At 50.1% G+C, this 21,823-nt stretch carries 17 protein-coding genes; 11 read left to right on the top strand and 6 right to left on the bottom strand.

Going from position 1 to position 21,823, the window contains the following annotated elements; genetic code table 11:
* Window positions 1–463 precede the first annotated feature (463 nt).
* The gene (locus PSHG_RS19855; RefSeq protein WP_010276768.1) at window positions 464–850 is read right to left on the bottom strand and encodes a rhodanese-like domain-containing protein; all 387 of its coding nucleotides are present in this window, start codon (window positions 848–850) and stop codon (window positions 464–466) included.
* A gap of 850 nt (window positions 851–1,700) precedes the next feature.
* Window positions 1,701–2,336, bottom strand: coding sequence for a spore cortex-lytic enzyme (gene sleB, locus PSHG_RS19850; protein ID WP_010276766.1), 636 nt, complete (start codon window positions 2,334–2,336; stop codon window positions 1,701–1,703).
* A 473-nt stretch (window positions 2,337–2,809) separates the two neighbouring features.
* On the opposite strand from sleB, the gene PSHG_RS19845 reads away from it, so the two are divergent.
* The 6 genes from PSHG_RS19845 to PSHG_RS19820 are packed head-to-tail and all read left to right on the top strand — an operon-like array spanning window position 2,810 to window position 7,925.
* Window positions 2,810–3,343 (top strand): hypothetical protein, encoded by a 534-nt coding sequence (locus PSHG_RS19845; protein ID WP_026021494.1) that lies wholly within the window; start codon window positions 2,810–2,812, stop codon window positions 3,341–3,343.
* Window positions 3,331–3,915: a hypothetical protein gene (locus tag PSHG_RS19840; protein ID WP_026021493.1), complete on the top strand. Its 585-nt coding sequence runs from the start codon at window positions 3,331–3,333 to the stop codon at window positions 3,913–3,915. The genes PSHG_RS19845 and PSHG_RS19840 overlap by 13 nt, the downstream gene beginning before the upstream one ends.
* Before the next feature lie 4 nt (window positions 3,916–3,919).
* A complete protein-coding gene (locus PSHG_RS19835; RefSeq protein ID WP_010276761.1) occupies window positions 3,920–4,555 on the top strand; it encodes a DUF4129 domain-containing protein in 636 nt (211 codons plus the stop codon).
* Window positions 4,539–5,672, top strand: a complete 1,134-nt coding sequence (locus PSHG_RS19830) for a DUF4350 domain-containing protein (protein WP_042122410.1) — start codon at window positions 4,539–4,541, stop codon at window positions 5,670–5,672. The genes PSHG_RS19835 and PSHG_RS19830 overlap by 17 nt, the downstream gene beginning before the upstream one ends.
* A gap of 5 nt (window positions 5,673–5,677) precedes the next feature.
* Window positions 5,678–6,598: an AAA family ATPase gene (locus tag PSHG_RS19825; protein WP_010276757.1), complete on the top strand. Its 921-nt coding sequence runs from the start codon at window positions 5,678–5,680 to the stop codon at window positions 6,596–6,598.
* Window positions 6,549–7,925, top strand: a complete 1,377-nt coding sequence (locus PSHG_RS19820) for a DUF58 domain-containing protein (RefSeq protein ID WP_026021491.1) — start codon at window positions 6,549–6,551, stop codon at window positions 7,923–7,925. Before PSHG_RS19825 ends, PSHG_RS19820 begins: the two co-directional genes overlap by 50 nt.
* A 43-nt stretch (window positions 7,926–7,968) precedes the next feature.
* Here the strand turns inward: PSHG_RS19820 and PSHG_RS19815 are convergent, their stop codons facing one another.
* Window positions 7,969–9,012 (bottom strand): stage II sporulation protein M, encoded by a 1,044-nt coding sequence (locus tag PSHG_RS19815; protein ID WP_010276751.1) that lies wholly within the window; start codon window positions 9,010–9,012, stop codon window positions 7,969–7,971.
* 183 nt (window positions 9,013–9,195) lie between these two features.
* Between PSHG_RS19815 and PSHG_RS19810 the strand changes: the two genes are divergently transcribed.
* Complete coding sequence (locus PSHG_RS19810; protein ID WP_010276749.1) at window positions 9,196–10,005, top strand: RDD family protein; 810 nt, start codon at window positions 9,196–9,198, stop codon at window positions 10,003–10,005.
* 203 nt (window positions 10,006–10,208) lie between these two features.
* Here PSHG_RS19810 and PSHG_RS19805 read toward each other — a convergent pair whose 3' ends face one another.
* Window positions 10,209–11,117, bottom strand: coding sequence for a helix-turn-helix domain-containing protein (locus tag PSHG_RS19805; protein WP_010276745.1), 909 nt, complete (start codon window positions 11,115–11,117; stop codon window positions 10,209–10,211).
* Window positions 11,118–11,358: 241 nt separating this feature from the next.
* On the opposite strand from PSHG_RS19805, the gene PSHG_RS19800 reads away from it, so the two are divergent.
* Window positions 11,359–15,666: a heparinase II/III domain-containing protein gene (locus PSHG_RS19800; protein WP_010276742.1), complete on the top strand. Its 4,308-nt coding sequence runs from the start codon at window positions 11,359–11,361 to the stop codon at window positions 15,664–15,666.
* 164 nt (window positions 15,667–15,830) lie between these two features.
* Here the strand turns inward: PSHG_RS19800 and PSHG_RS19795 are convergent, their stop codons facing one another.
* Both PSHG_RS19795 and PSHG_RS19790 read right to left on the bottom strand, forming a co-directional pair.
* On the bottom strand, window positions 15,831–16,985 hold the full coding sequence (locus PSHG_RS19795; RefSeq protein WP_010276738.1) for a mechanosensitive ion channel family protein: 1,155 nt from the start codon (window positions 16,983–16,985) through the stop codon (window positions 15,831–15,833).
* Window positions 16,986–17,360: 375 nt separating this feature from the next.
* Window positions 17,361–18,095: a UTRA domain-containing protein gene (locus PSHG_RS19790; RefSeq protein ID WP_010276735.1), complete on the bottom strand. Its 735-nt coding sequence runs from the start codon at window positions 18,093–18,095 to the stop codon at window positions 17,361–17,363.
* 320 nt (window positions 18,096–18,415) lie between these two features.
* Here PSHG_RS19790 and PSHG_RS19785 point away from each other — a divergent pair, with 320 nt between their 5' ends.
* The 3 genes from PSHG_RS19785 (at window position 18,416) to PSHG_RS19775 (ending at window position 21,822) form a co-directional block, all read left to right on the top strand.
* Window positions 18,416–19,402, top strand: a complete 987-nt coding sequence (locus PSHG_RS19785; protein WP_026021490.1) for an SIS domain-containing protein — start codon at window positions 18,416–18,418, stop codon at window positions 19,400–19,402.
* Between the two features lie 150 nt (window positions 19,403–19,552).
* Window positions 19,553–20,854 (top strand): ABC transporter substrate-binding protein, encoded by a 1,302-nt coding sequence (locus tag PSHG_RS19780; protein WP_010276731.1) that lies wholly within the window; start codon window positions 19,553–19,555, stop codon window positions 20,852–20,854.
* 89 nt (window positions 20,855–20,943) lie between these two features.
* Window positions 20,944–21,822 (top strand): carbohydrate ABC transporter permease, encoded by an 879-nt coding sequence (locus PSHG_RS19775; protein ID WP_010276728.1) that lies wholly within the window; start codon window positions 20,944–20,946, stop codon window positions 21,820–21,822.
* Window position 21,823 lies beyond the last annotated feature (1 nt).

The raw sequence follows: 21,823 nt of genomic DNA, 5'->3' as shown, positions 1-21,823 counted from the left end.
GAGCCCCCAGTTCGTTCAAAACCGAAGCGGAGGCCGTTTTCTAGAAAAGCAGACTGGACTGACTGCTCTACAGTAGAATTTCCAGGCTCACAGCGCATTCATGACAATGCATCCACGAATATGCCAATCCGCCACTAACTTCCCGTTATTGCTATTGGATTTTTATCAAATGTGAAAATTATCAAGATAAGTATGGAAGACTATGTCTTCACCTATACTATGCCGTGGATCAGAGGTATTTTATACATGGTGCAACATTTGGAATCGTTTCGCTGCCATGGTGTGATCGAGACGATCGGAGAGATGATAGAGATCCGTAACCTTGACTGTCATCTTACCTGTATTAGATTTCTGTAAGCTGGAATGCTCAAATTTGGCGGCAAGCTTGGCGGTCTGGCGTCCATGACCACGTCTTAGGTTCAAGCTAAGCAGTTCTTCATAGGGCAAGCAATTTAGTAGCGGTTTAGTTTTGATCTTTCCTTTTCAGATTGGCCATTGAAAACTCTGTGATTACATGCTCATTTCCATGGGCAATTTCCTTGTCCCAAGCTAGCATGCCTCCTAAGTAGTTGTGGACCTTCTCAATCCCTTCGCTTTGAAAAAAGCGGGCGACCTCAAGGCTTCTGCGTCCGCTGCGGCAAATAAAGATATATTCGGCATCCTTATCAAAGCTGTCTACATGTTCAGGGATTTGGCCCATGGGCAAAAGAGGAATGCCAGGAATATGTCCGGCTTCATACTCTTCCGGCTCTCTTACATCAATAACATAAACGTTCGCGGGGGACTGGTTCAAAACCTCATATACTTCGTCTGCATTCAGATGGGAAACACCTTCAATGATTTCAGGCATGGCGAACAACCTCTTTTCTTATAAGAATATGTGCACACGCTATAAAATGAGGACTGCCGGAGGATACTGGACTGCTGCGCCTAGGCTTTCAATTCCATCAGCTTATCGGGTCCTTCCTGTGAGCGCACCAGGCACTAGTCCGGCATGCTTGCTGTTTCGTGCATCGGCACCAGTGTATTCGTCTGTAGAACAGGTGTCAAGTAAAACAACGTCATGACTCTTAATTTCTCTACCAAGGCTTGGACTGCGGGCTCCGACCAGGCTGCGAGCTCCGACCGGACTACGGGCGTTCGCTGCGGTTCGGGCAACGGCGTCTACGAGCAGCTTACTGTCTTAACAGGACAGCAAAGTGCTCTAATAAAGCGAAATCCTTCTACTGTTGGAACAATAGAAGGATTTTCGTGTGACACGACGCAGGGCCGTGCCGGCACCACATAGAGCACGTGTAGACACGACGCAGGGCCCTTGTAGACACGTGGAGCCCGCGCAGACAACGCAGGGTCCGTGTAGACACAATGTGGAGCCCGTGCAGATACGAGCGGATTCCTCACTCTGATCACGATTTCCTGAACGAGGGAGCCAATGAAGCACTCTAATGCTCAGTGGATGCATGGAAATCCGGCTGCTAACCTACATGGCGGCTATTCCGCTGGTTGAGGGAATGCGCTCTCGAAAAGGCAGTCAAAGGAGACCTGCAAGCTGTTCCGCGCTAACGCTCGCCCTCGCTCTTATTTGGCCGAAAAAGCAGGGATTTTATCTTCTGACCACGATCTTCCGACGAGGATTCTTCCGAATACGTTCTTCCGAACAGAACATTTTTTACCGAACTTATAAAAGAAAGACGTGTGTATTAAATGGCGAAAACATGCTTGCCGATTTTGCCCGTTTGTTGGCGGGTCCATATCCAGGCGGACGTTGCAGTTACGGGATTAAAATAATATAAGGCTCCGTTGGTTGGATCCCATCCGCGAAGTGCGTCCATAGCTGCTTGATAAGCCGATTGGTCAGGCTGCAGATAATACTGGCCGTCATCAACCGCCGTAAAAGCACGAGGCTGGAAAATGACATCAGCCATCTTATCCGGAAAATCCGGCGATTGCATGCGGTTAAGGACAACAGCGGCAACTGCCACCTTACCCTCGTAAGGTTCTCCCCGCGCTTCACCGTGAATGACTCTGGCCAGCATCGTCAATTCACTAGCATTGGCGGAAACCCTCTTCAGTGCTGACCAGGTTTGCGGGCCAGCGATCCCATCCACCTTCAAACCGTAATTTTGCTGAAAACGGCTCACAGCCGTCAAAGTATGATAACCGAAAATTCCGTCTATTGAATGTTGGTAATAACCGACAGTGTGTAATCTAAATTGCAAGTCCCACACATCTCCGCTTTGGCTTCCCTGCTGGACGGTTGGCGCTGCGGCAGTAGTAGGAACCAGAATTAACAGACAAAGAATTAATGACAATAAAGGTAAAAATTTCCTCTTCAAGTTATCCCCTCCTCGTTTGCCATTATAATGGGAGGGATCATAGGCCTCAATGCAATCATATTGGTAATCCAAGATAAGTTTACCAAGCAGCTGCGCGTTTCTGGCGGCATATAAATAGGTAGGAAAAAAGTAATATTGTTACGTTTTCCGTCACTGAAGCGCTAATTTTCTGATATAATTAGTCAATGATTTTGATTGTGCAGGTAAAAACGAAAATAAGGGCATGGCAGGACAGAAGAGGCACGGTCATCAAATAGGGACATGGACTGAACAGGAAAGGCGCGTCGCACGGAGGACAAAATTAGATTGTTTACATAAGCATTTTACATAACCGGTTTACGCTGTTTCCTTGTACAAGACATTGATTAATTGAACATTCTGATCCATACACCTGAATTAATATTGATTAACGAGGATATCCGGGTTCACCTTAAAATTTTACATAATAGAGAAAAAGAAACAGGAGGAAGACGATGGAGAGTTGGATGAAACCGGTTGGCGTAGGAGAACTGCTCGACCGCAGCTTTCAGCTGTACCGCAAATATTTTTTAACGGCATTTATGATTGTGCTGGTATTTATAGGACCTGTATACCTAGTACAGAATTTGCTGTTCTTTGATTACAGTGAAGCGACGAACATAGGCTTTTCTTTGCCATGGGAGGATGGCTTTGCAGCGGGAAACGAACTGGCGCCGGAGGGAGATGACGTTTCCGGATGGCAGGTTTTGTTCACCGTAGTGCTTTTGCCGCTGTATCTTATTTTTGTTTTCCCGTTAGCCTTATCAGCTAATCTGCATCTGGTCCGCGCCGGTTCCCGAGGGGAGCAGCCGTCCATTGGAGAACTGCTTAAGCGCAGCATTTCCCCCTTCTGGAAAAGATCAGGGTATTCGATATTATTCGGGCTGATTTTGTTAGGGATCTATATTGCCACAGTGCTGGCTGTCGTGGTGGCTGTCTTTGTCGTAATGTTTTTTTGTCGATCGTGGGGCTGGGAATGGTTCAGTTGAATGCCTCTTCGCCGGCTTTAGAGATTCTAATGGTTGTCATAATGATGCTGCTGTATATTGCGCTTGTTGCTGGAATTATAACAGGCTTTTTGTACTTTGTTATCCGTCTCGGTTTTTTTCTGCCCGTTCTCTCCCTGGAAAAAGAAAATGGGCCCTTCGGTAAAAGCTGGAGGCTTACCAAACACAGCTTTTGGCGGATTTATGTGACATTAATTGTTTTAACTGCTATATATAGTGTATTTTCTTTAGGTATCTATCTTCTTGTTTACTATGTGTTTAAGGTGTCGCTGCTGGGGCAATTAGTTTCCGTCCTGCTTTCGCTGCTTATTTTGCCTCTGTATACCATCACTTACGGTGTTGTGTTCGAAGATTTGCTGTTCCGCAGCCGGGGGAAGGATCTGGAGGAACGCATCGACTCGGCAATAAGGGAGTATCAGCAGCAATGGGAACGTTCCCGTTCTGCCGGGGCTCCGCTTGCAGCCGGCCCCATAGGCCCTTCTCCGGCGCCAGGCTATTCGCCAGGCTCCGCGCCTGAGGGCTCCACATACCGCAATCCACCGGAGGAGCATTAAGCTTATGAGCACTATCGACAACAGGCATGAAGACCGCGAACATTTGCAGGAGATCCTGTCCCGGGATGAATTCATGGCCTACCATCAGCAAGAAAGGGGTCCTTCTTTATGGGAACGAATGTGGGATCTGATCTCCGACTGGTTTCCCGATTGGTCGATCCAGCCGGAGGGCTCCCGCTCCGTAACCTTGATTATCGTTGCCGTGCTCATGGCGGTTCTCGCTGTAGTTATCATCTGGCTGGTTCGTAAAATGATCCTTAGCCGAACTATTCGTCATAAAGCTGTCTTTTTGAATGAAGATGATTTGCACAAGTCTTCGGCGGATCTGCTGCGGGAGGCCAATCTAGCCGCGCAGAAGGGCCAGTATAGAGAGGCAATCCGTTACCGCTTCCTGGCAATCCTTATAGCGATGGATGAGCAGGGCTGGGTAAAGGCGGAAAAGTGGAAAACCAACTATGAATACCGGGAGGAACTGAGAGAACAGCAGGCCGGAGCCATTCCGCCTTTCAGCAAGGCAGCCCGATTATTTGAGCAAATTTATTACGGCCGTTCCGCCGCGGGGCAATCCCAGTATGAGCTGATCAAGCAGTATGGCGAGGACTGCATGCGGAAGGGGGAACGGGATGATGCGCGTAGCTAAAGAGCATATCCTGCTTGGCTTCTGTGTGTGCGTTTTTCTTGTTCTGGGCTATTTCTTCGTTAAGCCGGATGTGCCCAAGTGGCCTTCTTATGCAGCTTCGTCTGCGGACAGGGACGGGGTCAAGGGCTTGTTTACCCTCATGAAAGAAAAGGGATACCCGGTGAAGGAATGGCGTCAGGAATGGCGGTTTCTGGCCGAAAGCCAGCAGGGCACGCTGGTAGTCATCAAGCCAGCAGGTGTTAGCGAAGCAGACCTTGATCTGATACATGATTGGGTGGCTGAGGGCAACCATGTGCTGTGGTTTGACAATAGAAGCCGTATCGGGGACTGGTTTGAAGCAGAGGGAAGCGGTGCACCTGCTGAAGGCGAAACGATAACAGCCTTCTCGGGTGCTGAGGGTGATCGCTCCGGCAGCTGGCCGGCCGCGGGCTATACCTCCTTGCGGATTGTCCCGGGCGGGGATATTGAACCGCTCATAACCGACGAGCATGGGATGCTTGCCGCAAGGAAAGAAGTAGGTGAAGGCACGGCGGCGCTGTTTCTTGTACCGGAATGGATGCGTAACGAGACGATTCTGGAGCAGGGTCATTTTGAGCTGATATGGCCCTATCTTAGCAGTCTTGAAGGTCCTGTCTGGTTTGACGAATATTATCATGGTTTACGTGTGCAGCCGGGAATCCTGGCCGTTTATCCCGCCTGGCTGATTGCGGTCCTGCTGCAGCTGGCTATCGCCGTTTTGCTGTGGCTGTGGTATAAGGGAGCGCGCTTTAGTCCCGCTTATACCCCACGGGAGTTTACAGTCCGCCGCGGGGATGAGACGCTGCTGGCGGCTGCCGGCTGGTACGAACGGCGACGGTTTGCGTATGAAGCCCTGGAGCATCAAATGCAGTACATACGCCATCTGTTCAGGGAGCGCTGGGGCGTTAGGACTGATGCCAGTGACTCTCAGCTGCTGGCTGCGGCCAGGCTCCATTGGAGCGCGGAAGAGATTCGGCGGTTGGATGAGCTGCTGCAAAGCTGGAGGAACGCAAGGCAGAGCAAGCAATATTCGTCCAAGCAGCTGCTGGAGGACAGCCGCCGTGCGGATGAATTCATACTTAAATTGGAGAAGGAGTGAGAGCGATGCAGCAGTTGCTTTATCAGATGGAACAAATTATTAAGGGACAGAATACGAATATCCGCTTGCTGTTAACCGCCTTTTTATCCGGCGGACACGTTCTGCTTGAGGGGGTTCCCGGCATCGGAAAAACGAAAATGGTGAGGACGCTTGCCGAGTTGACCGACGGGGTGTTCCACCGGGTGCAGTTTACACCGGATATGATGCCCAGTGATATTACCGGCAGCTTAATTTTCAACAGCCGCGAGCATTCCTTTGAAATGGTGAAGGGGCCGATATTTGCGAATTTGCTGCTGGCGGATGAAATCAACCGCACTCCCCCAAAGACGCAAGCGGCATTGCTGGAAGCGATGGAGGAACGGCAGGTAACTGTGCAGGGGGATACTTACCCGCTGCCTGATCCTTTCTTTGTAGTCGCTACCCAGAACCCGGTCGAGTACGAGGGGACATATCCTTTGCCGGAAGCCCAGCTGGACCGGTTTCTGTTTAAGCTGACGGTATCGTACCCTTCACTGGAATCTGAACTGGCTATTTTAAAAAATCACGTTCCTTTTTACGCGGAGAATCAGCAGGAGCCAAAGTCCAGTCTGTCCATCCAGCGCATAAAGGAGCTGAGAGCTGCCTTGACAAAGGTTGTCGTGGAGGATTCGATTATCGAGTACGTCGCTCAGCTGATCCGGTATACCCGCGAAGACAAGCGGCTGCAGCTTGGTGCGAGCCCCAGAGCGGGCATCGCCCTGCTTAACGCCGCCAAAGCCTGGGCTTTGCTGGACGACCGCAGCTTTGTCACTCCGGATGATATCAAAATCGTTGCCGTTCCCGCCTTGAGACACCGTTTACTGCTAACTCCGCAAATGGAATTGGAGGGAGAAACCAGTGACCACTTCATCCAGGAAACGCTGGCGACCATTCCGGTTCCTCGTTGAGGTGCTTGAGCGGCGCGCCGTGGTGCCGACGCTCAAGATGGTGTGGTTGACGGGAGCCTCCGCCCTGATTACCGGCTTGGGTTATTTTCTCGGATTGGGCCTGCCTGCGCTGCTGCTGACCAACGGTCTGCTGCTCGGTGCGGCGGTGCTGGATATATCGCTGCTGCCCCGGCGCAAAGGCTTGAGCTTTAGCCGTGAGCTGCCCAAGCAGGCGGATATCGGCAGCCCGTTTGAAGTGACGATTCATGCCAAAGCTCAAGACCCGGTATCGATTCCGATTGAGGTGCGTGATGATTTGCCGGCGGAATTCGTGTCTCCGCCAGTTGAACAGCTAGCAGCGACTTGGCAGGGAAGACACGCTGAAATCCGCTATACCACAACCGGGCGGGAACGCGGCCAATTCACATTGGGCTGGTTCCGTGTTCGCCTGCGGGGGCCGCTCGGCCTTTGGCAGAAGCAGATGAAGGTGGAGCAGCCGCAGGTCATGAATATTTACCCGGACTTGTCCGGGGTCAGGGGAGTGCTGTCTTCGATGCAGAACCATCTCATGCTCGAAGGCAAGCGACTTTTCCGCCGCGACCGGAGCGGCTCTGAGCTTCATGCCATCCGTGAATATGTGCCGGACGATGACCCGCGGATGATTAATTGGCGGGCTACGGCACGGGCCGGGACGCTGATGACCAATGTGTTTCGTCCGGAACGTGGAAAGACAGTTATGATCCTGATTGATTGCGGGAGAAGAATGGGCGTTGAATTGGCCGGCAGAACGAAGCTGGATGCAGTGCTGGAAGCGGCGCTTTCCCTGGCGGCGGTTGCCCTGAAGCAGGGAGACAAGGCGGGATTGATCGTGTTCGCCAGCGAGGTCAAAATTTATGTGCCGCCTGGCGCGGGATTAACTCATCTGCAGGCGATGACGGACGCTGTCTTCAATGTGCAAAGCGATTACGTAGAGTCCAGCTATGAGATGGCCCTGCAGTTTTTGATGAGGGTGCAGAGGAAACGCACATTGACGATCCTGTTCTCCGACCTCGATCTTTATATGCTGGAGAAATCCACCGGCATGCTGCTGGCAAGGGTTAGAAGGCAGCATCATCTGCTGCTTGTCGGGCTGCGGGATGAAGTGCTTCATGCCTGGACCCAAACGGAATCGGAGTCGATTCGCGATGCTTATATTAAAAGTATGGCGCATAAGCTTACTATGCAGAGAATGGAGCAGACCGCCCGCATAAAGGCAGCCGGCATAGAAGCGATAGATGTTCCGGTCGGCGAGCTGGCTTGGACAACGGTCAACCGTTATCTCCAGATCAAATCATCTGATGTGCTGTAATGAATGAAAGCAGCTATAGCGGGACAACGAAAAAAACCGGACGTCAGGTGGACGTCCGGGTCATGCCGGGCTTTCGGGCTGCCAGCAAGCTCTTGCGTGAGCGGCCTTGATCTTGCTTGGCCTGGTTCAAATCATGCCTGCGCTGATTCATTCTGCCGTAGGCTATATAGAGAACAAGGGCGAGCAGCGTGACCAGCGCGAACGTATACTTGGCGGCTAGCGGCAGGGTGGAAGGAGTAACGTATCCTTCAATTATGGCCGCGATGACAAACAATGGAATTGTGCCGATTAACAGCATCGCCGATTCACGAACGGTGCGCAGCAGCCGGTATTTCCATGTATAGGCCCCGGGATTGATCATGCGGTAGCCCAGATACAGGCCGGCACCTCCTGCTATAAAGATAGCAGCCAGCTCAATGATCCCGTGAGGTAGAATATAGGCCCAGAACACGTAGCTGGTCCCGGCCTGCCAAAATACCGCGGCCAGCGCCCCGATGATCAAGCCGTTGTAAAACAGAACATAGACGGTCATAAGACCAAGCGTAATGCCGCTGACAAAGGCCAGAATAGCGACCCGGATGTTATTGGTCATTATATTCGTAGAAAAAACAGCATTCTGCAGCTGGTCATGACCTTCTCCGACGCGGTAGGGGTCGATCTGGGAGGCCAATTCCGGCGAAGTGACGGCGGCGAGATTCAAGGGATCGATATATACCGCTATGAAACCGCTGATTCCACCCAGCATAAACAGTGCGAAGGCAAGCAGAATCATGTACCGGCGGTCAACCAAAAATTGAATAAACCGGCGGCCAAAAAAATCACCGAGGCGATGGGACGTTTTCCATTGCTCAGCGTGCAGGACATGATGAGTGCGTGATACGAGCTGGTTCAAGTAGACAACGATTTCATCGTTGGCGTAATAGGTTTGGGAGTAGGCCAAATGGGAGGAGGCCAGCTTGTATAAATAGGTGAGCCGGTCGATATGCTCTGCCTCCAGGCGGTTCTTATTTTTCTCAAATAATGTGAGCAGCTGCTCCAGTTCATTCCATACCGGCTTGTGCTCCCGGATATAACGTTGAATGGTCATAAGTTCAGGCAATCTCCTTATCGATAAAAGTTCCATTACATAGATAGCGTTAAGCTTTTTTTCTTAAACGATTCCAGCGCGGGTTACAAACTATATGGTTTGCAGCGCGTGATTGCAAATTTAGAGGGGAATCTATACGTTTCTAATTTTATCATATTACTCGAGTGAAGGAGAGATATACCTTTGCAGGACACATATCGAAGACAGTCCACAGTGGTTACTTCCGAGCATGTGCGGCTCCAGTTAACGATGGCCGGCTTAGGGAGCCGCGCTGCTGCGCTCCTGCTGGATATGCTTATTATTATCGGAATCATTATGGCGGTCAATCTGATCTTGTATCTTCTTCTGGCGCTGATTGGCACTGATCTCGCTAACCTAATGGGACAATATGTGGACGCTTTTCTGATTGTATTCAGCTGGCTGCTGTTCAGCGCGTACTATATTGTTATGGAATATTATTATGGCGGTCAGACCTTGGGCAAAAAATGGCTCGGCATAAGAGTGATCCAGGAAAATGGCCAGCCGCTTACCTTTTTATCTGCGGCTATCCGCACCTTTTTTCGGCTAATCGACTTCCTGCCTATAATGTTTATATTGGGAGCGGTATGGATATTCTTTCATCCTCAGGACCGGAGGCTGGGGGATGTAGCTGCCGGCACCGTGGTCGTACGTGATGCTCAGCAGGAAAGTCTTCGCCGCGAGAAGCGGCTGAACAAATGGCTCAAGAAGTTCCAAGCCAAATACGTCGTCCATCTGACATTGTCTCCCTCATTAAGCGAGCAGATGAGCCGCGAGGATTGGCAGCTTCTGCAAGGCTTGGTGGAAAGAATGCCTGCCCTGGATGCTCGGAAGCAGTATGAGCTGGCTTCGAAGCTGGCCCACTTATTAGGGGCAAGGCTGAATTTGCCGCGGGAGCAGTACTCGTCTTATCCTCAGGCTTTTCTTGTTGAATTGTATATGACTGTAAGAGAGGAATGGAAGCTGGGAGCTTGAAGAGAATGGCGGATCTGAATGGCGCTGCCTGGAGCTTAGCTAGGCGGATCTGAATGGTGCGGCTCGCAGCTGGGAAGCAGGCCATACAAGACCTGAAACGGTTAGGGAGCCGCGGAGCTCCATGTTAGCCGCTTCAGGTCTTTTTGTCATTGATTAGTTCAAACAATGAAGATGGGGCTAAAATCCTATAAGGTTTGCTATGGTTACGTTTCCTGGCTTTGCCGGGAAAGCCGAAATTCTGTGGGCGAGTAGCCAGTCCAGCGTTTGAACTGCTTGCTGAAGTGGGCACCGTCCTGATAGCCCAGCTTTGCAGCAATCCCTTCCAGCGTTTGCCCCGGGTCGAGCAGTTCGATTCGCGCAGTGTGCAGCATCATCCTCGACCAGTATTGCCGGGGAGAGCAGCCAAAGATTTTGTGGAACACTTTACGCAGATAGGATGCGCTGTAGCCGAGCTCCTCGGCCAACCGGGCAATGGATCGCTGGGAGTAAGCGGGCTGAACGTGGTCAGAGCGGATGGCATCCTCAATCCATTTCGCCATTTTGCAGGCCAGCCCCAGCATCGACGTATTCTGCGGCTGCTGCGGGAGTTCCCCGCGCTGCTCGCTGACTGTCCCCAGGGCGGCGAGCAAAGTGAATAAGCGAGAAACAAAGATCATTCTCTGCGAGATTTGCGACTGATCTTTACTATCATGCTTAATTACCTGCAGCAGCTGGCCCAGAGGCTCACGCAGAACGCTTTCCGAGGCCGAGCCTGCAGGATGAAGACCGCAGCCGTATTGATTAAGCATAGCTCTGAAGATGTAGTCCTCCACATCAAAATGAAGAGCGAAATAGACAACCTGCTGATGATTGGAATCAGTCACCCGATGAGGCACGCCCGGGGGAATCAGCAAAATATCGCCGGAATTCATGACAACCTTATCGTGGCCTACCAGCACTTTTTGGTGACCTTCCAGAACATAATTCAGTTCAAACATGGGGTGCTCGTGCAGGGGTCTCGACCAATTAGGCTGGGTGACCCGCCAGTGGGTTTGGTACACTTGGAAAGATGTGCTCATATCCGGAACGTAGATTGTTTGCTGATGAGAAGACAGCTTTGGAATCGCTTTCAAATCATCTGCTCCTCTCTTCTTTTCCTATGATATTAAGTATTCCTAGGTACACATGCCGAAGTGGGATGATGCGGAAGTTAGATGCTTTTATCTTATCATTACCCCAAGTTTAATTGAATAAAACGGTAGACTCATTTTGTCCAAGCTTCATCCTCAAATGTCCATTACCTTGATCATAGGCAGCGGCTATAATGCAGATGGAACCGTTTTACCAATCCTAGGAAAAAGGAAGTGATCCGGTGTGAGGTCTGGACGAAGGTTAAAGCCATGGCAAGGTGCAGGCTTGTCTGCTGTATTGCTGCTAAGCTTGCTGCTGCCGGCAATCAGCAGTGCTGCACAGCAGGGGGAAAGGGTCGATGAAGGAAGTCAGCATCAGGCGGGGACGTTGATTTATGATTTTTTGGATGCGTTTTCCGGTGACGGGGATCTCCGAGTGCTGGGGGATCCTAACGCGGCACCGGTGACGATTCGCAACAATGCCTACGGAGCAGGTATTGATGCACGCTCTATAGGCTTGTCCCGATCATTTGAATTTTCGGTTCCTGAGTCGGGGCATTATCTGCTCTCCTTCCAGGGCTACCTCTATTTTAGCGCCGGTATAGGGGAGCTTTCCGTGAACGGAGTATCGGTTGGAAGCTATGATTTTTATGACCCCGGCAGTGTTTTTGGTCCGGTCAAACCTATGAAAACGTTGTATTTAAATGAAGGCGATCATGTGCTTACTTTTGAAGTGATAGGACGCAATCCGGCGGCTACCCCCGGCAATAATTATTCTATGTATGCCAGCAAGCTATTCCTTGAGCCTGTAGAAGAGCCTTCCGAGCCGCACTTGGCGCAGATCCACCTGCAAACCGATCCGGTAACCGTAACGGTAAGCCAATACGGTCAAACGCGGTTAACCGGCCAGTATCAGGATGGGACCGAGGCGGACTTGTCTTATGCCTCTATAGAATGGGAAAGCTTGACTCCCGATATCCTGTACGTGGATCAGGCTACCGGAGATTACCGCGGGCTGCAGCCAGGCACTGGGGAGCTGCAGGCAACGGTGCAGCTGGATAGCGCCACGGTTACCGATTCTGTCTATATCGAGGTGACGGAGCTTACCAGTGACAAAACCAGAATCACTTATTATACAGAGGAAAAAATCACGAACGCAAGAAATAACGCGGCGGCTTATCCTTGGGCGGCCAGTATTCGCGATGCCGCGGTTACGGCAGCCGATGAATTCCTCGCTCTGGGCCATGAATTTCTATGGAATATGGTCTCTTCCCAGCATGTGCCGCGGAGCTATGGCGTCAATCAGGTGATGGGCAGTCCGGTCACGGGTAGGGACATCGATGAATACGGCAACTACCCTTATACGGCGGATCCGGTGAATGCCCCATGGAAAATAGTGGATCCGAGCAGCGGCTATGTTTTCCCGACCAATGATTTTGCTGCCTATTATGAGAGCGGCCTTGACGAACATGGCCTATTCCAGCCGGAGCTTGCGGATCGCAGTCTGCTGGTCAACACACTCTATCCCGAACGCGGCCCTGACTGGGGAGTAGACGACGGATATGGCTGGGTGGATGATGAAGGCAATACGTATACGTTTATCGCGTATTATAATCACTGGAACCTGTGGCATTCCACCGGCATGATTCCAAGGGCGCTTGCTGCTTTCAGAGACGCTTATTTGTACACAGGAGACGAAAAATATGCAAGAGCAGGAATTATTTTGCTGGACCGGGTTGCTGATGTATATCCCGATCTCGACACCTCCGCCTTCGACCCTGCCATCTTCCTGCAATCAGCTGGAGGAACGGGAACCGGTAAAGCGATTGGCTCGATTTGGGAGACGGCAACAGTTAAAGTGTTTATCAGCGCGTACGATGCTTTTTTCCCGGCAACCGATGATCCCGGCGTCATCGATTTCCTAAGCGCCAAGGGAGCGCAGTATAAGCTGTCCTGGAAGGATTCGGGCGAAGGCATCCGCCGAAATATTGAAGATGGCATTCTACGGCAAGTTTATCCCGGAGTTCAGAAAGCCCAGATTCGGGGAAATGTCGGCATGCACCAAAGCGCCCTGGCCATGGCGGCGGTAGTTCTGGATACGATGCCGGAAACGCAAATTTGGCTTGATTTTAACAATCAATCCGGCGGGCTGGTAGCTAATCCCTGGAGAGTTACCGGCGGCAACATCCTAGCCTCGCTCGTGAACGATGTTGATCGTGATGGGCACGGCAATGAAGCGGCCCCGGGCTATAATCGTCTGTGGCTGAACAATTTCATTCAAGTTGCCGATGTGCTGTATGGCTATGATCTGTATCCGACAGCCGATTTATATGAGAATGTGAAGTTCCGCAGCATGTTTGCCGCTATATATCCGCTGCTTCTGTCTGACCGGTATATCCCGTCCATCGGGGATTCGGAGAAAACCGGCAATCCAACGTTAAGCGGGCTGAATTTGGCCCAGACGGTTAAAGCCTTCCAAATCTATGGAGACCCTATCTACGCCCAAGTAGCGTATTTTCTGAATGGGAATTCCAGCGAAGGGATTCATGGAGATATTTTCACCGAGAATCCGGAAGCAATCGCTGCTGATTTGGAAGCGGTCATTCAGCAGGAGGGCCCTCTGCAGCTGGACAGCGTGAATTTGACAGGCTATGGATTCGCAGCGCTTCGCGATGGTGTAAACGATAGGACCCAGTATGGGATCAATTATAATTTCCCGCAGCTGCCGGTAACCCACGCTTCCACGGCTTACAATACGTATGCGTCTTCCGGGACTGTGCAGCTGGAGGCGGAGACGGCGGGGCACAGCATTACATTCGCTTTTGATGTGGCGGAAGCAGGCACGTATCATGTTATGCTCAAGCCATTCCGTGCAGCTTCGTATGGAGTATACAAGGTTTACTTGAACAATCAGCTGGTCAAGGAAATTGATTTCTTCGGGACGAACAGAGACGAAGAGCTATTGGCGGAGATGCCGCTGGCTGCAGGCACTCACACCATCCGGTTTGAAAATATCGGCCGCACGCCGGGAGCAACCAATTATAAAATGGGAGTGACCTCGCTCCGCCTGCTGACGGAGGAGGAATATGAACGGGTAGATGTGCAGCAGGATACGCTTCGCGATGTGTGGATGTACTATGGTCGGAACAGCGGACACGGCCACCGGGATACCCTTAACCTGGGTCTGCATGCCTTTGGGCTGGATTTGGCTCCTGATCTCGGCTATCCGGAATTTGCGGATTCAGTAGATATGCATAGAGCACAGTGGGTCAATAATACGATCAGCCACAATACGGTTGTCGTCAATAAGCGCAAGCAAAACTCTCAATTCGTTGCGCTTCCGACTCATTTCGACGAAACCGCACGGGTTAAGCTGGTTGAAGTGGAAGCGCCGCTTGTTTATCCGCAGTTAGATATCTACCGCAGGGCTACAGCGATGATCCAGGTGGACAACGAGAACTCTTACAGTGTCGATTTCTTCCGTGTCCGGGGCGGCAATGATCATCATTTCAGCTTCCATAGTGCCGAAGGAACCGTCACGACAGAGGGGCTGTCACTAACTGCTCAACCGACCGGCACCTATGCAGGGCCGGATGTGGAGTTCGGGGAGCGAGTGGATGATGTCCATGGACCGAACTATATGGGCAGCGGATTTCATTGGTTGAAAAATGTGGAGCGGGGCACGAGCTCAGCGGATCAATTCAGTATTGACTGGAATGTGCGGGATACTTGGAACGTATTAGGAGAGGGAGCGAGGGCCGCTACCGATATTCATCTGCGTCTGACTATGCTGGGAGCAGTGGATGAAGTGGCTTTGGCTGATGGAGTTCCGCCGAGGAATAAGCCAGGCAATCCTCCGGAGCTGCGGTATATGATCGCTCACCGCTCCGGCACCAATCTGGACAGCTTATTTACTTCCGTAATAGAGCCTTACCGGGGTGACCGGTATATCGAAGAAATCTCGGAAGCGGAAATAAAGCTTAACGGCGCAGTTGTAGATACTTCGGCTGATATGACGGTTCGCGCTGTAAAAGTGGAGCTGGTGGACGGACGGGTAGATTACATCCTTTATTCTGCTGATCCAGCGAAGGAATATGTTATCGATGACCGCATTGTGTTTAGCGGATTTTTCGGAGTGTACTCGGAGCAAAACGGTACGGCGGAATATTTGTATCTGCAGGATGGCACCAAGATCGGCCTGGTAGGGGAGACTCCGGTAACGTCTGCAGCTGCAGTCACGGGAGAGGTTGTGGATTTCACAAGAGACCTGAGCATGGAGAATGTAATTGAAGCCGAGCTCGAGTTGAATGGAGTGAATCCGCAGGAGCTCGTCGGACGCATGATTTACATTGAGAACGACGGGGTGCGTAATGCGGTGTACCCGATTCAGGGACTGGAACCAATTAGCGGCAGCCTCTACCGCATCGATATAGGTAATCAGACAACGGTTCGCAGGTATTTGAACGCGAATGATTTCAGTCAAGGTTACGTCTACGATCTGGAAGAAGGAGCTTCATTAAGAATTCCTCTGTCGGTGGAAATGGAATTTTAATGATCCGGATAGCAGTCAGAAAAAAACGAGCGCCAGCGCGGCTTCGGCCGCAGGCGCTCGTTTTGCTTGGGGCTGACCACCATCATGTGACGCCTAGCATTCACTCTTACGGGGGATCTAATACGTTAATGGGTTAGCATTTATTTCATGGCATTAAATTATCACTAACTACCCTGGCTTTCTTTGCGGATAGTCTGCTGGCTTTCTTTGTGTGCAGTTTCCTGATTTGTCTGCTCGCCTTCCGGAAGCGGTGTTTTAAAATATACACTAGTGCTCGGCAGAGCGATAGCTACCCCTTCCTCTTCCAGAATCTGCGTTATTTTCAAATTGCATTGTTCCTTAATGTCCAGCCACTCGCCCCAGACGGTTGTTTTGGTAAAGAAGTAAAAGTATAAGTTATACCCTCTGTCGGCAAATCCATCGAACTGTACAAATATCGTCCTCTGGTCAATATCGGGATTATTCTTCAGATACTCACGGATTCTCTCTAGACTGCGTTCCAGGCTGGCTCTCGGTGTAGTATAGGCAACCGGCAGTTCAAAGGTGATTCTGCGAATCCCCATCCTCGACCAATTCATGATCGCCTCGTTAGCCAGGGTCGAGTTGGGCACGGTAACGAGCGCTTGAGCAAAGGTCCGCACCCGCGTGCTGCGGAAGGTAATCTCTTCTACCGTTCCTTCTACGGAAGGGGTCTGGATCCAATCGCCAATCGAAAACGGCTTCTCGGTAATAATAACCACACCGCCAAAAATATTTTTCAGCGCATCCTGTGCAGCCAGGGCGAACGCCAGCCCTCCCAAACCGAGACCGGCGATAAAGGCGCTGATTTCATAGCCCCATTCCTGCGCAATGATGCTGATGCCAAGCAGGATGATAATTCCGCGGATAACCCTCGACAAGATAGGAATTAAAATCTGATCAATATCGAAGTTGAATTTCTTGCTGATCGCCTTAATCCAATTGGAAGAGCTAGCCGACAAGTTGAAAATCGCCCATACGATCAGTACAATAATCGCCGACCGGAAGGCACGATAGATGAACACATTAGTTGTGGCATTGAAAGGAATACCCAGAGCCTGCAGGGCAAAGAAGAGTCCGATGATAACGAATAAAACCTGCACAGGCTTTTCAAAGGCAAGCACCAGATGAGGGGCGAATTCGCTTCTTGTTTTGCGGCTGATCCTGAGAATAAACTTGAAAATGTATGTCGTAAATAATTTGCGCAGGAAAAGAAAAAGGAGAAAGAGGACACAGGCGGTCACCACCCTCATCCAGTTATCGGTAATCCATACATAGTACTGTTCAAGTGATAAAAACATAGTGCACTCCTTTATGCTAAGAAATGATTGATACATCCAGGTTATCATGTGATCTTATACGCGAGTGGGAAGCTGTTACAAGACGGCAGATTTCAGTTGGTTCACATTTTACCATACCTTGGTCAAGCTGAAAAATCTGCTGGGGTCGGAGTCAGAAATGCCGGGACAACATGGCGAAAGTAAAAGTGATGGCAAGTAAGCAGAAGCGATGCAGGTAAGCAGGAGATGTGGGCAAGTAGAGAGATATGGGTAAGTAAAGGAGATGCTGGCAGCAGAAGTGATGCAGGTAAAAGGGGTTGAGGCAAAAGCCCTGGACTTCTGCCTGTGTTTGGTCGGGAGAAAAAAGCAAAGAGAATGCTTTATGTGCCGGGTTAGCTACTTCCGCTTATCAACGGTAATGGTAAATTTAACCCGGTTCGTTTTATACAGGGATGACGATATGTGGATGGGATGATCATGGTTATCATAGGATTTGCGCTCTATCCGGTAAAGGCCGGCGCCCGGATCACATTTCAGCAGCCTTGCCTCTTCTTCCGTAGCATGAACGAGCTCAAGTGTTTTCACCGAGTAAGTGATTTCTACGTTGTACCTCGTTTTTAGCGTGCTGTAGGTAGAAGGATTCTCCATAATAAATCTTTCCAGATCGGGAAACCGATTAAGCGAATAATGGGCCGTTTCCAGGATCAGCGGCTCATCCTTGATATGGTGCAGACGCTTAAGCTCAAGAGCCCGCTCTCCGGGTTCTTCTTCGAAGAAGGCAGCCAAATAATCGTCAGATAATGTAACCGAGCAGGAGATAATCAGCGATTGCATGCCTTCTGCGCTGGTTGCTGTAGTATCCGAATAGCCTCCTATGGAGAACAATTCGCGTTGAATCATCGCTTCCCTGACGAAAGTGCCTTTACCCTGCTGGCGGCTAAGAATGCCTTCCTCCACCAGATCCATGATCGCTTTGCGGGCGGTTCCGCGGCTTACCCCGTAAATTTCACATAGCTCAGATTCCGGTGGCAGCTGTTCTCCGGGAGCGTAATTTCCTCTATTTATTTCTTCTTTGAGAACATGCTTCAATTGTAAATATAACGGTTCTTGACTAGAGTTGTTTAATTTCATAACTAAGACTCCTTGTTCATTGGCAGCTCATCACGGAAAAGGGAAGGATTGTGAAGTCTTCCTAAACCCGGTCATCATCAAGCTCTAATTAATCATACTTAGGATAAATATAAGTGTCAATCATTGCGAGTTTACAGCCTGGAAAATCGGAGGATTTGGAAAATCACATAAAGATCGATGTTTGAAAATCTAAATAGGGATTCATGTCGAACAACATAGAAATTTTTTTGTTGACCAAATTTGTATACTAATGTACAATGACGACTATAAACAATTATACTCATGGAGGTAACATCATGGTTAATGGTCAGATGCAGCAAGTGAACGGTCAGACGCAAAAAGTGAACGATCAGGTACAAAAAGTGTTGGATGCCGTTAAGGAAAGAACGATTAACCGGGTTTTCTTTGTAGCATGCGGAGGCTCTTCCTCGTTGATGTACTCAAGCAAATATATGATGGACCGTGAGGCGTCAAGCATCACAACCGACTTGTACAGCTCTAATGAATTCATTCATAGAAATCCGAAAACGTTGGGTGAACATTCGCTCGTTATTCTTTGCTCGCTTAGAGGGAACACCCCGGAAACCGTGGAGGCAGCACGGTTCGCACGCAGCAAAGGAGCTATTACAGCGGCGATGACGAATCTGGAAGACTCTCCCTTGGCCCAAGCGGCTGAATATGTGATTAAATATGGGTGGGGGCCGGATACACCGGTGGAAGAATCGAATTACTCTATTCTTTATCAGCTCGTGCTCGGCGTACTTTCCGTCAAGGAAGGAAATACGAAGTTCGAAAGCCTGATGCGAAGCTTGCCCCATCTTGATTCCGTTTACAACAAGGCGAAGCAGCAGTTTGCCGCTGCGAGCAAGCAGTTTGCCGAGAAATTCAAGGATGAGAAAGTCATTTATACAATGGCCAGCGGCTCCAATTACGGTATTGCCTATATGTTTGCGATCTGCTTCCTGATGGAAATGCAGTGGAAAAACTCCCATGCCATTCATGCCGGCGAATTTTTCCACGGGCCGTTCGAAATTCTCGATAAAGACGTACCCTTTATCCTGTTCATGGGCTTGGACGAGACTCGTCCGCTGGAAGAACGCGCTCTGAAATTCCTGAAGCAGTATGGAGAGAAGCTGCTCATTATCGATGCACAGGACTACGACTTTGCCGGGATTGAAGCCGACATTAAAGGCTACATTGCCCCGCTTGTGTTAAACCAGGTAATCCGCCTGTTTGCCGTTGATCTGGCTGAACAGACGAAGCATCCGCTGGAAACAAGAAGATACATGTGGAAAGTCGCTTATTAATATCATTAAGACTCTTACGGTCGGTTCGGCGCAGGACAAGGTAAACATCTTCCTGCGTCCGGGCAGTCCGGCGGAAAGCGGCGATTTTCTTCCTGCAGATTTTGTAAGCGCTTTTTATCGATCAGAAGATATCGAAAGGGGTAGAAGTCTATGAAAAAAAAGCTAACCGTCATATTGGGGATCGTAATGTCTTGCGTATTGATTGCCGGCTGCGGCAGTGGCAGCGGCAATCAGGGGGCTTCTGGCGAAGAGGGGACAGAGCAGGTTACACTGCAGTTTTTCCACAGATGGCCCAACGAACCGTTTAACGAGTATTTCAACAGTGTAATTGCAGACTTTGAGAGCCAGAATCCGGGCATCAAGATTGATGTAATCTCGGCCCTTAACGATCAATATAAACAAAAAATCAATGTCGTATTGGCCAACAGCAATCCGCCGGACATTTTCTTCTCCTGGGCGGGCGAGTACGGGCAGAAATTTGTCAGGGAAGGCAAAGCGTTGGATCTGACGGCCTTTTATAACGAAGACAAGGAATGGGCGGACAATATTATCAGTTCCACCATTGAGCCCTTCAGTCATGAGGACAAAATCTATGGCGTTCCTTTCATGGCCTCCGCCAAATTTTTCTACTATAATAAAACGGTTTTTGACCAGCTAGGGCTAAGTGAGCCTGAGACATGGAGCGAGTTTATGCACGTATTGGAAACGCTTAAGGCAGAAACCGAAATGATCCCGCTTGGCGTGGGCAACAAAGCTCCTTGGGTTGCAGGCGCTTACATTACAACCCTGAACGCGCGTATGGTGCCTGCCGATGTTCTTGCCAAAGACTACAACGCCGCAACAGGAGAATTTACCCATCCGGGCTATGTGCAGGCACTGGAAAAGCTTCAGGAGCTGATTCCTTACATGAACGAGCAGCCGAATGCGGTTTCCTTCGAAGAAGAGAGAAATATGTTCATTAACCAGCAGGTTGCGATCTCTTATGAAGAAACAAGCGGCTTCCGCTTCTTTAAAGACCTTCCCTTTGAATGGGGTTTCTTCCAGCTCCCCGCTATAGAAGGAGGGGAAGGAGATCAGACGATACTGACAGGAGCTCCGGAAGGCTTTATGATCTCCAGCCAGACCAGGCATCCGGAAGAAGCGATGAAATTTCTTAAGTTCCTGCTGTCCAAAGAAAACGGCGCTAAATACGTTGCGGAAACCAATTATGTAAGCGTCGTAGAGGGAGCGATCAACGAAGAGACCTCTCCTCACCCGCTGATGATCGAAGCCGCTAACAAGATTATCGAGGCGGAAGCCATGGCTCAATGGGTCGACACGCTTACCGATTCCCGCTTAGCAACTCCTTATATGGCGGCCATGCAGGGACTGCTTAATGAGGAGAAAACTCCCGAGGATGTGATGAAGGAAGTACAGGCGGTGGCCAGCGATCTCAGGTCTTCGGCCAAGTAGTACTTTGCTCGGCCCCAGCAACCTAATGCAGGATTTTGATGGCAGCGGAGCAGCAGCTCCGCTTCCTCCCATATGGAAGGTGTGGTGTAATGACGAACAGGAAATCGACTCCGTATCTGTACATTTTGCCGGCCATGATCATCATTAGCATTTTTATATATTATCCGGTCATTGAAAACTTGCGTTCCGGCTTTTACAGCTGGAGCCCTTTTTCCAGTACAAGGGATTTCAACGGAATAGACAATTATATCCGTTTGTTTAAAGATGCTATTTTTTACGTGGCTCTCAAAAACACTTTGCTTCACGCGATCATCTCCCTGGTCTGCCAGGTTTTAGGGGGAATGATTCTGGCGGCGATTCTGGAAGACAAGATTTTTCGCAGAGTGTCCCCGTTATTCCGTACTATTTATTTCATACCGGTGCTCATATCCGTTTCCGTAATCGGGCTGCTCTTCAGCTTTGTTTATAATCCGCAGATCGGCTTGCTTAATCATTTCCTCGGTATGATCGGTCTAGGCGAATATGCAACAGGCTGGCTCGGCAACAGCAGTACGGCAATCTATGCGGTCATAGCGATGAGTCAATGGCAGGGCATCGGGTACATTACCATGCTGTATATCGTAGCTATCCAGAAAATTCCCGCTGAATTGTACGAGGCGGCCAAGATAGACGGAAGCAGCAAAATCCAATCGTTCTGGCGGATTACGGTGCCCCAGGTTAAGGAAATGACCTTTGTTACGGTTGTTTTCGTTATCAGCCAATCGTTTCTGACCTTTGCCGACGTGTTTGTGTTGACGAACGGGGGGCCGGGCTATTCTTCCCAGGTGCTCAGTACCTATTTGTATGATAAAGCCTTTATCGACAGTGAGATGGGCTATGCTTCAGCGATCGCCAATGTTATCTTGGCTATTACCTTTTTGCTGTATGTAATGCAGACTAAACTATTCAAAACCGATGAGGAGGGATGAC

It is taken from the genome of Paenibacillus senegalensis JC66 (genome assembly GCF_000285515.1).
Lineage (GTDB): Bacteria > Bacillota > Bacilli > Paenibacillales > NBRC-103111 > Paenibacillus_L > Paenibacillus_L senegalensis.
This window is presented reverse-complemented; position numbering and strand designations above follow the sequence as displayed.